10 protein-coding genes and 1 pseudogene are annotated in these 15,481 nt (G+C 68.6%); 4 read left to right on the top strand and 7 right to left on the bottom strand.

The genetic code is table 11. The annotated features are described in order from the left end of the window. The first annotated feature begins 33 nt into the window (after positions 1 to 33). From AB0M45_RS27555 to AB0M45_RS27545, 3 genes are read left to right on the top strand one after another with little or no spacing between them, the layout of a single operon-like run. Positions 34 to 1,032, top strand: coding sequence for an NAD(P)H nitroreductase (locus AB0M45_RS27555; RefSeq protein ID WP_364335176.1), 999 nt, complete (start codon positions 34 to 36; stop codon positions 1,030 to 1,032). Between the two features lie 20 nt (positions 1,033 to 1,052). After that, positions 1,053 to 1,760 carry an SRPBCC family protein gene (locus tag AB0M45_RS27550; RefSeq protein WP_364335174.1) on the top strand — a complete coding sequence of 236 codons (708 nt, stop codon included), beginning with the start codon at positions 1,053 to 1,055 and terminating at the stop codon, positions 1,758 to 1,760. Further along, positions 1,757 to 2,764, top strand: a complete 1,008-nt coding sequence (locus tag AB0M45_RS27545) for a hypothetical protein (protein WP_364335172.1) — start codon at positions 1,757 to 1,759, stop codon at positions 2,762 to 2,764. Before AB0M45_RS27550 ends, AB0M45_RS27545 begins: the two co-directional genes overlap by 4 nt. A gap of 61 nt (positions 2,765 to 2,825) precedes the next feature. Here AB0M45_RS27545 and AB0M45_RS27540 read toward each other — a convergent pair whose 3' ends face one another. The 5 genes from AB0M45_RS27540 to AB0M45_RS27520 all read right to left on the bottom strand — a co-directional run bounded on the left by AB0M45_RS27540 (position 2,826) and on the right by AB0M45_RS27520 (position 8,327). Beyond that, the gene (locus AB0M45_RS27540) at positions 2,826 to 4,433 is read right to left on the bottom strand and encodes an ABC transporter permease (RefSeq protein ID WP_364335170.1); all 1,608 of its coding nucleotides are present in this window, start codon (positions 4,431 to 4,433) and stop codon (positions 2,826 to 2,828) included. Next, complete coding sequence (locus tag AB0M45_RS27535) at positions 4,430 to 5,344, bottom strand: ABC transporter ATP-binding protein (protein ID WP_364335168.1); 915 nt, start codon at positions 5,342 to 5,344, stop codon at positions 4,430 to 4,432. Before AB0M45_RS27535 ends, AB0M45_RS27540 begins: the two co-directional genes overlap by 4 nt. After that, positions 5,341 to 6,798 (bottom strand): serine hydrolase domain-containing protein, encoded by a 1,458-nt coding sequence (locus AB0M45_RS27530; protein WP_364335166.1) that lies wholly within the window; start codon positions 6,796 to 6,798, stop codon positions 5,341 to 5,343. Before AB0M45_RS27530 ends, AB0M45_RS27535 begins: the two co-directional genes overlap by 4 nt. 253 nt (positions 6,799 to 7,051) lie before the next feature. Then, positions 7,052 to 8,029 (bottom strand): 1-phosphofructokinase family hexose kinase, encoded by a 978-nt coding sequence (locus tag AB0M45_RS27525; protein WP_364335164.1) that lies wholly within the window; start codon positions 8,027 to 8,029, stop codon positions 7,052 to 7,054. A gap of 97 nt (positions 8,030 to 8,126) precedes the next feature. Further along, positions 8,127 to 8,327 (bottom strand): hypothetical protein, encoded by a 201-nt coding sequence (locus AB0M45_RS27520; RefSeq protein ID WP_364335162.1) that lies wholly within the window; start codon positions 8,325 to 8,327, stop codon positions 8,127 to 8,129. Positions 8,328 to 8,564: 237 nt separating this feature from the next. Between AB0M45_RS27520 and AB0M45_RS27515 the strand changes: the two are divergent. Further along, positions 8,565 to 10,278: pseudogene (locus AB0M45_RS27515) on the top strand (adenosylcobalamin-dependent ribonucleoside-diphosphate reductase); the annotation flags it as partial. Between the two features lie 69 nt (positions 10,279 to 10,347). On the opposite strand, the gene fdhF reads toward AB0M45_RS27515, so the two are convergent. Continuing rightward, on the bottom strand, positions 10,348 to 13,035 hold the full coding sequence (gene fdhF / locus AB0M45_RS27510; protein WP_364335160.1) for a formate dehydrogenase subunit alpha: 2,688 nt from the start codon (positions 13,033 to 13,035) through the stop codon (positions 10,348 to 10,350). Beyond that, positions 13,035 to 14,636, bottom strand: a complete 1,602-nt coding sequence (locus tag AB0M45_RS27505; RefSeq protein ID WP_364335158.1) for an NADH-ubiquinone oxidoreductase-F iron-sulfur binding region domain-containing protein — start codon at positions 14,634 to 14,636, stop codon at positions 13,035 to 13,037. The genes fdhF and AB0M45_RS27505 overlap by 1 nt, the downstream gene beginning before the upstream one ends. Positions 14,637 to 15,481: the final 845 nt, after the last annotated feature.

Genomic DNA, 15,481 nt, shown 5'->3' with positions numbered 1-15,481 from the left:
CGCCACCTGCTTGCGGCGCCTACCGTCGACGATATGACCGAGCTGCCCACCGCTGAAACCATCGAGAAGGCCGTACTGCTCGCCGGCCGGGCGCCGTCGCTGCACAACAGCCAGCCCTGGCACTGGACGTTCGACGGCCAAGCGCTACGTCTGTTCGCCGTGCCCGAACGCATGCTGCCTGCGACGGATACCGCCGGTCGGCAGATGCTGCTCAGCTGTGGCATCGCTCTGGGCCATTTCCGGGTGGCCATGGCCGCCGCTGGCTGGCGCATCTTCGTAGCCCGCTTTCCCAACCCACACCGGCGCGATCACCTCGCCACCATCAGGTTCCAACCAGCCGAGATCGTGACCGATGGCGACCGCGCCCGCGCCGACGCCATACTGCGCAGGCATACCGACCGACTGCCGTTCGCCGCGCCCACCAGCTGGTCGGATTTCGAATCCGTCCTGCGGACCATCTTCGATCCGGCCCACGCCACGCTGGACGTCTTGCACGACGACAGCCGGCCCGCGCTCGCCCGCGCCTCGGAGTTGACCGCGTCCCTGCGTCGCTACGACTCCGGATACCACGCCGAATTGCAGTGGTGGACCGGCCACACCATCGCCAGTGCCGGTGTCCCCGGGGAAGCCCTGATTTCTCCGGAGGAACGGCAGCGGGTCTCCGTGGGCCGCCAGTTCCCCACTACCACCGGCACACCGCGACGCAGCGAGGTCACCGCAGACCACTCGGTGATCCTGGTGCTGTCGTGCGACAGCGACGCCGCGGAGGACCTGGTGCCCTGCGGTGAGGTGGTGTCCACCGTCCTGCTCGAATGCACCCTCGCCGGGTTCGCCACGTGCCCGCTGACTCATCTGACCGAGGTACCGCGCAGCCGCGCCGTCGTCCGGGAGCTGACCGCGCACTCCGGCTTGCCGCAGGTTCTGATCCGGGTCGGCATCGCGCCCGAACGCGAAGGGGACGGTCCGGCGACGCCCCGCCTGCCGCTCGGCGAGATCCTCGACATGTCCGAATCTGCCGGACAACCGAAATGACTCGGATGGCAGCGGGACGCATGAGAACTACAACACTTGCCGCAGCCACCGCTTCGGTTCTCGTCGGATTGGCCGTGGGCTATCGACGCTTGCGGCGCACCGAGTGTCTGATCTGGGGTGCCTCGGCGGAGGAGATCGCCAGGGTCATGCCCGGTGACGAGCTGTTGGTCGACGCCGACACCGTCGCGACTCGGGCGATCACGATCGGGACGGGGGCGGACGCGATCTGGCCGTGGCTGGTTCAGCTGGGTCCCGGCCGCGGCGGCGCTTACACCTACGACTGGATCGAGAATCTGCTCGGCCTCGAGATGCACAGCGCCGAGGAGATCTTGCCGCAGTTCCACAACCTCGCGGTCGGCGACGCCTTTCCGCTCGGCAAGTCCGGCCTGCGCATGCGGGTGGCGGTCCTCGAGCCCGCACGTGCCCTGGTATTCGCCTCCGACGGCGGCCGATGGGTATGGGCCTTCGGCCTCTACCTGATGGGGAAAGCCACCCGGGTGGTGAGTCGCAATCGCATCGCCCTGACAGGTGCGCTGCCGCTCACACGTTTGGTCAACGTTCTGGTGATCGAACCGGGCAGTCTACTGATGGAACGGAAGATGCTGCGGGGCATCAAGCGGCGCGCCGAGCGTACGGGAACGCCGGATATGCGGGGGACCAAGGGCACTGTTCCCCGGGCGGAAGGCCCGTATCCGCCGGTCCCCTTGCCGAGAAGACTCGAAATATGACCGCTAGCGACGACGCGCCTGCCGTTCCGGTACCGGATCGTCCGACGATACTGGCGGCGCTACGGCTTGCCGCTCGTGCGCCGTCGGTGCACAACACTCAGCCGTGGCGCTGGGTACTGGACGGCACTCGCCTGCATCTATACACCGACGCCGATCGGGTGCTGACCTCGACCGACCCACGCGGCCGCCAGTTGGTGATCAGCTGCGGCGCCATGCTGCACCATGCGCGGACCGCGTTCGCCGACCGGGGGTGGCACACCGATACGGTTCGCTTGCCTGTTTCGCAACAACCCGATCAACTGGCTACGATCCTGTTCCGGCCGTGGCCGGACCCGCCCGATGGAGTCCACACTCGTGCGCTCGCCATCGACCATCGGCGCACCGACCGGCTACCGATGGTCGCCCCGCGGGGGTTCGACGGGATCTTGCCCGGGATGCGCATGCTCAGCTCACCGCACGGGGTCGAACTCGACGTGCTCGACGAGAGCGCCCGTCCGCGCCTCGCCGCCGCATCGCAGCAGACCGAAGCCCTGCGCCGCGACGATATGTTCTATCAGACCGAAATGGATTGGTGGGCAGGACATCCGGATACACCTGAGGGTGTGCCGCCATCCGCGCTGGTATCCGACGCGGAATTCGCGCGCGTCGGCATCGGGCGCGCCTTCCCATCCGCCCCACATTCGATGCGACGCGACCACATCGAGGACCAGGCGCGGCTGGTGGTGCTCAGCACCGACGGCGACTCGGTGATGCAGTGGTTGCGTACCGGCGAGGCACTGTCAGCGGTGCTGCTGGAATGCACCGCGGCCGGGCTGGCGACTTGTGCGCTGACCCATATCACCGAACTCCCGACCGGCCGGAAACTGCTCGCGAACCTGATTTCCCGCGCGGGCACGCCGCAAGTGGTGATCCGGGTCGGGACTGCGCCCGAGGACAGCGAGATGATCCCGCCCACTCCCCGTCGACCGCTCACGGACATCTTCACAGTCGTCGGATCCCACTGATCCGATCGGTCGTGCGGTGCCGGGACCGGCGGCGGGGCCTTCGCCCCAGCGGCCGGGTTGCTCAGTATCCGGCGTCACGCCTGCGGAATCCGGCGAAACCGAACGCCATACCGGCCACAGCTATCGCGACGATCACGAGGATGGGTGCGGCCGCCACGGCTTCGAGCGGCGCCTTCGGAGTGTGCGTGAACGGGGACGCATCGTCGAACCAGTCGGGCAGATCGAAGGCGGTCGCGAACAGCACGGCGACGGCACAGTAGGCGAAGGCGGCCCAAGCGAGTGGGACGGCCGCCCTGGGCAGCCAGCCCATTCCGATCGCCGCGACCGCGACGAGGAGCCAGACAGCCGGTAGGTAGGCGAGCGAGACCGCGGTCATGCGTAGTGGTTGGACGGCATCGGCGATAGTCAGCCCGTAGGCCAGCCCGATGCCGAAACCTCCGACGGCCAGCACGAACGCGCCGCCGCACAGCGCGATGGCGAGGTGGCTCGCGAGCCAGGAGTTGCGGCTGACGGGTGCGGCCAGGACCGGTTCGGCTCGGCCTGCGGTCTCTTCCCCGCGGGCGCGCAGGACGCTGGTGACTCCGTATGCGGAGGCGAGTAGCGCGACGATCGAGACCGTGAGTGCCAGGTACGAATCCACCGCGTCGGCCACGCCGCCGGGCAGGTAGGCGGCGATCTCCGGGTTGTCGGCGAGAAAGTCCTCGATACTGTCGGCAAACGAGCCATACGCCGCGCCGAGGGCGAAAACACCGACCGCCCACCCGAACAGCGAGCCGCGTTGCAGCCGCCAGGCCAGACCCAGCGGGGAGCTCAGCGCCCAGGACGCGGTCGCGCGTCCGGTCCCGTACGGGAGCAGTCCGGCGCCGAAGTCCCGCCGTTCGAGCAGGGCGAACGCGATCGCGGTGAGCGCGAGGGTCGCGACGGCGAACAGCAGCACGGTCCACCAGCGGTCGCCAACATACGGGTAGCTGCGCTGCCCCCATCCGATGGGTGACGCCCAGGACGCGACGCCATTGCCGACGTCGCCGATGGCGCGTGCCACGTACGCGGCCGCGAGGGCCAAGCCGACGGCACCGTAGACGCTGCGCGGGTTCTCGAACACCTGCGCGGCGACCGCGGTGACCGCGGCGAAGGTGACACCGACTCCCCCGGTGACGACTCCGAGCAGCAGGGAACCGCCGACCGGGAGTCCGGTGCCGACCGCGGCGGCGAAGATCACCAGCACGATTGCGGCATCGGCGAGCCCGGCCAGAGCCAACGCCGCGACGGCGGGAGCCCGGCGTCCCACCCGCGCCGAACGCAGCAGTTCGGCGCGGCCGGTTTCCTCGTCCGAGCGGGTGTGCCGTCCGACCAGGAACATGTTCATCAGCGCGACCACGACCGCGAGATAGGCGAAGATCTCGAACACGATCTCGCCGCCGATGGTGTCCAGCAGCTGGGTGGGCCCGCCCATGGCGATGGCTGCCGCGCTGGCGCTCATGGTCTCGCGGATCTGCGCGAGTTTCTGTGGTGTGTCGTAGAAGCGCTGGCTGCCGAGGGATTGGAACGCCAGCAACGCGGCGGTCCCCAGCAGCCAGAACGGCAGCGTGAATCGCTCGCGCCGCAACGCGAACCGCAGCAGCGTGCCCGCTCCCGGGACGACCTCACGCATTGTCGACCTGGCGCTCATGATTCCTCCTCGCCCGCGGGGACGGGATCGGGGCCGTAATGGCGCAGGAAGATGTCTTCCAAGGTGGGTGGTGTGCTGGTGAGGCTGCGCACGCCGAGATCGGCCAGCATGCGCAGAACGTTGTCGAGTTCGGCGGTCTCGGCGTCGAACCTGGCCCGCGTGCCGTTCCTTACCAGATCGTGCACGCCCGGCATCGCGTCCAGAGCCGTCGGCGGCCGGATCGTTTCGACGGTGATCGTGGTCCGTGTCAGATGCCGCAGCTGCGACAGCGTGCCGCTTTCCACGGTCCGTCCGTGCCGAATGATGCTCACCCGGTCGCACAGCGCCTCCACCTCGGCCAGGATGTGGCTGGACAACAGGACGGTCCGGCCCTCGTTGCTGGTCTCCGCGATGCAACGCTGGAATTCGGCCTCCTTCAGCGGGTCCAGGCCGACGGTCGGCTCGTCGAGCAGCAGCAACTCCGCCTCCGAGGCCAGCGCGGCGACGAGCGCGACTTTCTGCCGATTGCCCTTCGAATAGGCGCGTGCCTTCTGGCGCGGGTCGAGATCGAATCTCTCCAGCAGTTCGTCCCGGCGCCGCCGGTTGATGTCGCCCCGCAGCCGTCCCATCAAGTCGATGACCTCACCGCCGGTGATCCCGGGCCAGAGCAGGACCTCACCGGGCACATACGCCAACCGGGCATGCAAGGCGACCGCGTCCGACCACGGATCGCCGCCGAGCATCCGCACCGTGCCGGAGTCTGCGCGCAGCAGTCCCAGCAGGACCCGGATCGTCGTCGTCTTACCTGACCCGTTCGGGCCCAGAAACCCGTGTATCTCACCGGTGTGCACGGTCAGATCCAGGCCGTCGAGCGCCCTGGTAGCGCCGAAGGATTTCGTCAAACCGGCGATGGAAATCGCGGACTCGCTCATCGGGACATCCTTCCGGCCAGAAGCGTCCATGGGTGTTCAGACTTCCACAGGGTCAGCGGATGCAGGTCCAAGTGCATGCGCATCGTCCCGGTGCGGGACGCGCGGGAGAAGAGAATCCTGCCGGTGCCGAGGCCCCACCGGGCCAGATCGATGCGGAAGGCAAGTGGGTCGTCCGGGTCGTCCGGGCGCAGCGGCAGCCCGTGCAGCAGGGCGGGAATCGGGGTCAGCACCCGCAGTACCGGGCGGCCACCGCTGATCCGCACGTCGACCCCCGCGCCCACCACCGATCGGGCGCGGACATCGCTGAGCGACCCCGGCAGTGAGTAATAGCCGCAGATCTCCGGCCAGATCTCTGGACGGTGCGGGATGTCGTCGCGAATCGCCGGTTCCGCGACACCGAGCAGCTCGTGCAGCAGGCCGGAGGTCTCGGCAGGGAGCCACAGCATGGCCTGATGGCCGCCGGTGACGAAGACCATGAGGCCCAGCCCGTCGTCCGGCGCCAGCCACATCTGGGAGTTGAATCCCGGCAGGATGCCCTGATGCTCGATCACCCGATGCTCCGCTGCGACGCCGCGGAAGAAGCCCAGGCCCATGCCCGGCACCCGCGGGTCGGGTTGGTACTGCGGCGCGTACATCATTGCCAGCGTGTCGGATTCGAGGACCGATCCGTGTTCGTTGCGGCCACCGCTCAGCAGCGCGGTCAGGTACCGGCCCATGTCGCGCGCGGTGGAGTAGGCCGAAGCCGCACCGGCGGTGATCATCTCGCGGTGCGTGACCTCTTTCGGCCCGTGCGACCGCAGTCGGTACCCGATGGCCCGGCGCATCGGCGCCGAACCGGGCGGATCGAGACTGGTGTCGTTCATTCTGAGCGGCAGGAAGAGGTGATCGCGCAGATAGTCGCCGAAGGGCATACCTGTGACGTCGGCGACGACCTGGCCGAGGGTGGCGAAACCGTGGTTGGTGTAGGTCCACCGGGTGCCCGGTTCGGCTTGAACGCGCAAACCGTGCCGGTAATACTCGCTCAACGGCGGGACCGCGGCGCTCGGGGCGACGCTCTCGCCGAAATCGGGTCCGAACACCCGCAGTGGATGGGCCGTCTCTCCGATGCCCGAGGTATGGGTCAGCAGATGGCGCACCGTGACCGGACCGAACCGCGAATCGGCCGGGACCAGGCGGTAGGCCCGCAGATACTCGCCCACCGGCGCATCCAGAACGATCCGCCCGCGCTCCCACAGCTGCATCACCGCGATCGCCGTGAATGTCTTCGTGATCGAGGCGATTCGAAAGAGCGTGTCCTCGGTGACCGGCCGGTTCATGGCGATATTCGCCGAGCCGTGCCCAGCGAACTCCATCCGCCCATTACGCACGACACCGACGGCGGCACCGACGACCGCCCGGCGATTGAAGCACCGCCGTATGTGGTCTGCCAACCGGATTTCTTCGATTCCCAGCACAGTCTCCTCCGTTCACCAGCCCCCGTCCAGGCGGCGTGATATCAGCCTGCGGCTCCCTGGACTCGAGCGGAGGAGGACATCGGCTCAGGCCGTGGGGCCGAACGTCCTCGCCTGCTCGAAGACCGCCGACGCCGAGGACGGTCTCCCCATCCCAGATATCGCACGACAGTCGGCCGCGGCTCGAACAGTGCCCATGGGTGGAAGGCGGCCAACGGCACCTATCAGGCCAGGTCGTAAGCGCGCGACAGACCCGTCACGACAGCCGCGGGTCTGCGACTGCGCCCGCACCGCCGCCGGAGGTACCGGTCCGCATGAGTTCTTCGTACAGTTCCGTAATGTGGCCAGGCCGTCCCGGGGCGGTGCCCGCCGTAGCGAGAGCCGCGGTCGCCGCCGCGATGCCCAGCCGCACCGCGGCGTCCAGCGAGTACCCCTTGGCCAGCCCGGCGGTGGTGCCGCCGACCATCGCGTCCCCGGCGCCGATCCCGCTGCGCACCCGCGCCGGGATCGACGGGAACCACTCGTGCGAGTCCCTGGTCACGACCATCGCTCCGGATGCACCGAGCGACAGAAGCACGATCTCGGTCAATCCGGAGGTGATCAGTCCACGGGCCGCCGACAGCTGTTCGGCGGTGTCGCGCAGCGGACGGCCGATATAGTCGCCGAGTTCCCGCACGCTGGGCTTGATCAGATACGCGCCGCCGCGTACTGCACGCAGTGCCGCGCCCGACGTGTCCAGCACGACGCGGACACCCAGGTCGACGACGAGATCTATGAGGACCTGATAGAAGTCCGCCGACGCACCCGGCGGCAAGCTTCCACTGGCGACGAGGTAGCGCGCGCCGCTCACCGCTCGCTCCACCGCGGCCAGACAGCGATGCTGTTCCGGATCGGTCAGCCGCGATCCGGGAAAGACGAACCGATACTGCTTGCCGGTCGCCTCCTCGGTCACCGAAAGACTCTCCCGGGTGGATTCGGCCACCGGCACGGGCCGCACCGGCACGCCGGCATCGCGCACCAACTGCTCGAGCAGCTTGCCGCTGTACCCACCCGAGGGGAACACCGCCGTCACCTCGAGGCCGAGCGCGGCCACCGTGCGCGCCACGTTGATCCCACCCCCACCGGGATCGAATCGTGGTGTCGCACAGCGCATCTTGTCGACCGGCACGACCTTCGCCACCCGAGCCGCGAGATCGACCGCGGGGTTCATAGTCAAGGTCACGATCGGACCCACCGGAAACCTCCTCGAACCAACCTTCCGTACCGCCTACCCCGGGTAGCGCGTCTGGCAGCCACGTCGTCGCTACCGCGGGGTGGGGTGTCAACCGGTCCTATTCGCCGCTGGTGATCGCGATCTTCTCGAGGCCCGGGATCGCGGCGCGGACCACGTAATGGCTGTCTTCGACGGCGTCCTCCACACGGATCACGTCGGTGCCGAACACTGGCATCGCCCCGGGTACGAACGAGTTCCACAGGTCGGCCAGATCGGGTAGCAGAGCACCGGGCGTCCGGTGAATGGGAAGCAGACTCATGGTTCCTCCTCGGGAACGGATGCTTCGACACTGTCGATTTCACGGGTATTCCGGGACGGCGGATAGGGCACGCGGTACTCCGGTATTCCGGCAGTTGTCCGCGGGAAGGTGACCAAAGTCCTCTCCGTCGCTGCCCGGCCAGGGTGGCCGCCGTACAGGGGCCGAAGGTCACCAAGCGAGGTGCCGGTCGGAACGAGCGAACGGCCTCGGTCGTGCGCGATGCTGTCAGCAGATCGCATGCCGAGGAGGTGGTGTGCCGTGCATGAGCCGTCGGAGCCGACCGAGGCTGTCATCGATGACGTGAATTTGTCACCGGTCGCGCTGGCTGTGCTGGCCGAACGCTACTTGCGCCGAGACGCACGGGGTGTCGTTTGCGAGACTCCGGGGCAGATGTTCGATCGGGTGGCCGAGCATGTCGCCGCCGCCGAGGAGACGTATCGTCCTGGCAGTTCGGCTCGGTGGGCGGAACGCTTCTCGGCGATCATGCGGAATCGGGAGTTCCTGCCCAACTCCCCCACGCTGATGAATGCCGGTACTCCGCTGGGGGTGCTGTCGGGTTGCTTCGTCCTGCCGATCGAGGATTCCTTGGAGTCGATCTTCCAGACGCTGCGCACCACCGCGCTGCTGCACAAGGCCGGAGCGGGCACCGGCTTCTCCTTCTCCCGCCTGCGTCCGCGTGGTGATGCCGTCGCCTCCAGTGGCGGCGTCGCCAGTGGCCCGGTCTCGTTCATCGAACTGTACGACGCCGCATCACAGGTGATCCGGCTCGGCGGGCGCCGCCGCGGCGCGAACATGGCGGTACTCGACGCCCGTCATCCCGACATCGAGGATTTCGTCTCGGCCAAAGCCGAGCCGGGCCCGCTGGCGACGTTCAACCTGTCGGTGGCGGTGACCGACGAATTCATGCGGGCGGCCGCCTCGGACCGGCCCCACGCGCTGATCAACCCGCGCACCGGCCGGACCGTGCGACCGATCCCGGCTCGCGTCCTGCTGGAGCGGATCGCGGAGCAAGCCTGGCGTAACGGCGAACCCGGGCTGCTGTTCCTCGACGCGGTCAACCGGGCGAATCCGCTACCTGACCATGGTCGGATGGAGGCCACGAACCCGTGCGGCGAGGTCCCCTTGGCAGCCTACGAGTCCTGCAACCTCGGCTCGGTGAACCTGTCGCGTTTCCTGTCCGGTGACCATCTCGACGAGAACCGTCTGGCCGATGTCGTGCGGGCGGCGGTGCGCTTCCTCGATGACGTGATCGATGTCGCGCGATACCCCCTGCCCGAACTGGCCGACGCCGCGCGAGCCACCCGCGAGCTTGGGCTCGGCGTCATGGGCCTCGCAGAAACTCTTGCGGCCCTGGGCATCCCGTATGACAGCGAGCAAGCGGTGCGTTTCACCGAGCATGTGACGGCACACATCGCCCGGTGGGGGCACGCGGCCTCGGAATGGCTTGCCGCGGAGCGCGGTGTGTTCCCGCTGTTCTGGCACAGTGTATGGGCGGACGGGAACGGACCGCCGATCCGCACCGCGCAGGTCACCTCGATCGCGCCGACCGGCACCATCGCGCTGATCGCCGACACGTCCGCGGGAATCGAGCCACTGTATGCCCTGGCCTGGCCTACACCCGCCACATACTCGGGCGCGACTTCCACCACCTCGATCCGCTCTTCCGGGAACTCGCCGTTGGCAGCGGAGCCTGGTCCCCCGCCCTGGCAGCCGAAATCACCTCGTCCGGAACTGTTCCGGCTGCACCGAACTCCCCGAGGAACTACGGCGCCGATTCGTCACCGCCCAGGAGGTCCCGCCTTCCTGGCACGTTCGCATCCAGGCCGCCGCGCAACGGCACACCGACGCCGCCGTCGCGAAAACCGTCAACCTCCCCGCGGACGCGCACGTCGAGGACGTGCTCGACATCTTCCGACAGGCATGGTCGGCGCAAGTCAAAGGGATCACCGTCTGCTGTCGATCCTCGTATATCTGGGCGTGACCGCACTCGTCGTGACATGATCGCGGCCCAGCGCGGCGGTCACCGCGGGACCGGCCGCAGCGCCACCGCGGTCACCTTGTACTCGGGGCAGTCGGTGACCTCGTCGGTGCGGCTCGAGGTCAGTTCGTTGGTCGGCGCTTGCGGGAAGTGGAACGCGGTGAACACCTGGCCGGGCGCCACCTCGTCGGTGGGGCGCGCTGTGAGGATCATCCGGCCGCGGCGGCTGCGGATCTCCACCCTGTCGCCTGCGGCGACGTCCAGGGCAGCGGCATCGCTCGGTGCCAGATCGAGGGTTTCCGCGCCGAGCAGATCCATGTTCGCGGTGCGCCGGGTCATCGATCCGGTGTTGTAGTGCATCAGCCTGCGGCCGGTCACCAAGACGAACGGGTACTCGGTGTCCGGTTGCTCCCCCGGCGGCAAATAGGGACGCGCGGCAAGCTGGGCCCGGCCATCCGGCGTCGCGAAGCCCTCCAGATACAGTACCGGTGTTCCTGGGTGATCGCTGGACGGACAGGGCCATTGCAGCGGTCCTGTGGCATCCAATCGCGGGTGGCTGATTCCACCGAAAACCGGGGTCAGCGCAGCGCATTCGGCCATGGCATCGGCAGGTGCCGGGCAGCCGAGATCCGCACCCATCGCGTCGGCGAGCCCGTGCAGGATCGCGAAATCCGTTCGAACCTCGCCAGGCGGTGCGAGCGCCGGGCGGACCCGCTGGAACCGGCGCTCGAAATTGACGAATGTGCCGTCCTTTTCCAGGAAAGCGGCGGCGGGCAGCACCACATCGGCCAGTTCCGCGGTGCGGGAGAGAAAGACGTCCTGGCTGACGACGAAATCGCAGGCGGCCAGCGCGGCACGGACGTGGTTGGCGTCCGGGTCGGACGTGACGAGGTCCTCGCCGATCACATACAGCGCCCGCAGGTCTCCGTCGAGCGCGGCGCCGAACATCGCGGGGATGCGCAAACCTGGACGCGGCGGCACCGGGGCGCCGCCCCACACCGCCGCGAACCGCTGCCGCACCTCGGGATCGGTGACCTTCTGATAGCCGGGAAGCACGTCGGGCAGCGCGCCCATGTCGGAGGCACCCTGCACATTGTTCTGCCCGCGCAGCGGCAGCACCCCACAGCATCCAGGAGTGCCGACCGCGCCGCGCAGCAGCGCGAGGTTCGCCAGTGTGCGCACCCCGTCGGTGCCGTGGGCGTGTTCGGTGATGCCCAGCCCGTACACGATCACCGGTCGTTCGGCGCGCCCGAGCAGCCGCGCAGCCTCGATCAGGGATTCCGCTGGAATGCCCGCGAGGGCGGCGACCTGGTCAGGCGCATAGTCGCGCAGTACTTCGAGGAGTTCGGCGAGCCCGCCGGTGCGAGTCTCGAGGTAGGCGCGATCGACGAAGCCGTCGTCGAGCAGCACCCGCGCCAGACCATTGAACACCGCCACATTCGACCCCGGTGTGCCGCGCAGGTGGACATCGGCCATCTCCGCGAGCTCGGTGCGGCGCGGATCGATCACGATCAAGGCTGCCCCGGCGTTTACCTGGTGCACGATGCGTGAGCCGACTACAGGGTGGGCCTCGGTCGGGTTGGCTCCGGCGACCAGGATGCAGTCGGCGCGGTCCAGATCGTCGAGGGAGTTGGTGCCGCCCGCGTAGCCGAACGAGGCGGTCAGCCCGGCGGCGGTCGGCGCATGGCACAGCCGCGAGCAGTTGTCGATGTTGTTGGTGCCCAGCACAGTTCGGGCGACCTTCTGCGCGAGGTAGTTCTCCTCGTTGGTGGCGCGGGCCGAGCAGATCATCCCGATGGCCGTACCGCCGTGGGCGTCGCGGATGCGGGTCAATTCACGGGCAGTCAGTGCCAGCGCCTCGGCCCAACTCGCCTCGCGCAGCGGCGTGCCGCGGCCCGCCGAGCGGATCAGCGGCCGGGTGAGCCGGTCACCGGAGGAGACGAAACCGTGCGCGAATCGTCCCTTCACGCACGCATGTCCGCGGTTCACCGGTGCGCCGTGGGTGGGGGTGACCGAGACGATCCCCGCCGCGTCGGTGTGCACGTCCAGTGCGCAGCCGACTCCGCAGTATCCGCACGTGGTCGTTGTTGTTTCGGTGAATTCGCGGTCGCCGCAGCGGCTTTCGAACAGAGCGCCGGTGGGGCAAGAGTCGACGCAGCCACCACATGACACACACGGAGACTCCACCCACGGGCCGCCGTTGCCTGCTGTGACGACGGTGTCGAAGCCCCGACCGGACAGTTCCAGCGCGAAGGTGCCCTGCACCTCGGCGCACATCGCCACACACCGCCCGCAGGCGATGCACAGGTCGCGGTCCAGGGTGAGGTATGGATGGGAGTCATCGATGCCGCGCTCGTGCACGGCACCGGAGAATTCGCCACCGCGCACGTCCAGCCGCTCGCACACCCGCACCAGTTCGCTGCGCTGCGCCGGAATGTCGAGTGCCCGCGGCGGGAGTTCGGAGACGATCAACTCGAGCGCGCCGCGCGCGGCCGACCGCGCCTGGGCGTCGTCCGGGTAGACGGTCATGCCGTCGCGAACGGGTGTCGTGCACGCGGCCACCACCGAGTTATCGGCGCGGACCAGGCACACCCGGCAGGATCCGCGCGGGGTCAGCCGCTCGTCGTGGCACAGCGTCGGCACATCGCCGCCCGCGGCCAGGACTGCGTCCAGAATCGTGGCGGTATCAGCGATTTGGACCTGACGACCGGAAACCTGCACCCGCGCCATCACGACCTGCCCGAGGGTGGTTCGGCATACACGCGCAGCAGGCTGCGCACCGCGGCGGCCACGCCCGATCCGAACGCGCACATGCTGGCGGTCTTCATGATGTCGAGCAGGCGCCCGTAAGTCTCGTCGGCCGCACTCAGTGCAGGGTCGATGTTGCCGACCAGTTCGAGGCCGCGCCGCGTGCCCACCCGGCACGGCGCGCAGGCGCCGCAGCTTTCACGGGCCGCGAACGTCCACAGGTGCCGCAGCAGATCCACCGCCCGCACCTGCTCGGGGATCGCGACCACACTGCCGTGCCCGAGGCTCACTCCGCATGCGGCGAGATCGGCCGTGGCGAGGCCGACGTCGAGATCGTGCGGGCCGAGGAAGCCGCCGAGCGGGCCGCCGATCTGGATCGCGCGCAGGCGCCGCCCGCCGCGCAGGCCACCACCGAGCTCTTCCACGATGCGGCGCAGTGGCGTTCCGAATTCCACCTCGTACACCCCGGGCGTGGTGAACTCCTCGTTGAGGCACACGAGCTTGGTCCCGGTCTCGGTTTCCCGGCCGAACCGCGCGTATGCGTCGCCGCCGTGTCGCACGATCCACGGGATGGCGGAAAGTGTTTCGACGTTCTGCACCGCGGTGGGGCGTCCCGCATAGCCGTACTCGGTCGGATACGGGGGTCGCGCCTGCGCCGAACCGCGCAGCCCTTGTAACGAACGCAGCAGCGCCGTCTCCTCCCCCGCGACGTATGAACCGGCGCCGTCATGCACCACGATGTCGAAATCGATCCCGCAGCCGTAAATGTTCCCCCCGAGATGGCCTGCGGTTCCGGCTTGTTCGACCGCCTCCCGCAGCGCCGCCGCAGCAGCCGGATACTCCGAGCGCACCAGCACCAGACCGTGCCGGGCGCCGACCGCGTACCCGCACAGCGCGAGTCCTTCCAGCACCCGGTGCGGGTCGTATTCCATCAGCAACCGGTCGCAGTAAGATCCCGGATCGCCCTCGTCGCCATTTGCGACGACATAGCGCGGTGCCGGGTTGTTGCGGGCGGCGCGCCATTTGGCGGCCACCGGGTATTCGGCACCGCCCCGGCCGCGCAAGCCCGACCGCGCGACCTCCTCTGCGATAGCGCCCCACCTTCGCTGCGACAGCACCGCCGACCATGTTTCCCACGCCCGCTCCTGCCCGCACAGCCGGGCCAGAATCACCGGTTCCGGCGCCACGCAGGCATACGGAATCGGCGGCGCCGGCGTCCGGTCCGGACCGGTCAGCGGGGCATCGTCGACGAGCATCGCCGGTGCGGCATAACAGAATCCGAGGCAGTACACGTGCTGGGCAGCGCCGCCCGCCGCAGAAGTCGCGCCGCCGCGGGCCACGAAGCACCCGGTGCCGTCACACGCCCGGACCTGGTGTCTCGAAGCGAGGTCGGCATAGAACGACGCGGTTCCGGCCACCGCCGCAACAGGACGGCGCGCGGCGGCCGCGACGGCGTCGATATCCGATCCGGTGATCTCGTGGTGGTCGGCGATCGCATCGCGCAACCTCTCGGTCACGTCCTCGGCGGGTGTGGCGAGCCGGTTCGCACGCACTGCCATCCAGTCTCGGGGTCGGCCGTTCATCGCCTCCTCGTTTCCTCCCGGCTCGTCGACGGCTGACACCGACTACTCTGCTCCGGGCCCCGGCCCGGGGGCAGGGCCGGGTGACTCTCCGTCGTGAGGACATAGGTCCCTTGCCGTCAGGTGCGCACCCGTCCCCAGCCCGAGGCGCCGCGCAGGACATGCCCAGTCCGGGTCACATTCCCATCGTCATCGGCGGCAGGATGCCCCACTCGTGCAGCCGCATCATGAGCATGTGCATCATCCGGCACAGTTCGCACTCCATAACCGTTCATCTCCTCGTCGGCACACGACCCGAACCGGCTTCCCGATGACGGGTCGCCGCCCGGGGTCGAGATCGCTCCCGGCCACCCGGCAGGTCTTCTCCAGGGACTGGGCTTCATCCACCTGCACTCTCCGTCATCCGCGCCCCCGTTGCCAGTGCGACGTGTCACCATCCGTCATGACATTCGGCCCACGGCAGTCACCCCGGCCGCTCCATGCGTCCGCCAGCCCGGATTCTGGCATCACCAGGGTCGAATTTCTTTCTCCTGCCAGGGCCGTTGGTCCATGCGGCACAGTACGGATGCCGCTACCGCGGACTGTCGTGACGAGGCACGATCAACTCACTGCGCCGAGCGCGGCCCCGGCCACCCCGGCGGGAAGGAGGCGGATCCATGATCGTAGGCGTTGTCCTCCTGGTCGCGTGCGTAATCGTGGCCCTGGCGATGCTGCGGCGGTATCGGCGCAATACCGGCGGCACGAACTCCGGTTCTAGACGAGTAAGTCCGAACGCCTGTCAGTGGTCATAGGCGATCAAGGATCGGGTGATCGGTTGTCCGGTGGTGTGGTTGTGCCAGATCGCGGCG

Source organism: Nocardia sp. NPDC051787, from assembly GCF_040681325.1.
Lineage (GTDB): Bacteria > Actinomycetota > Actinomycetes > Mycobacteriales > Mycobacteriaceae > Nocardia.
Note: the sequence above shows the minus strand (reverse complement) of the source record. Positions and strands in the feature narration are given on the sequence as shown.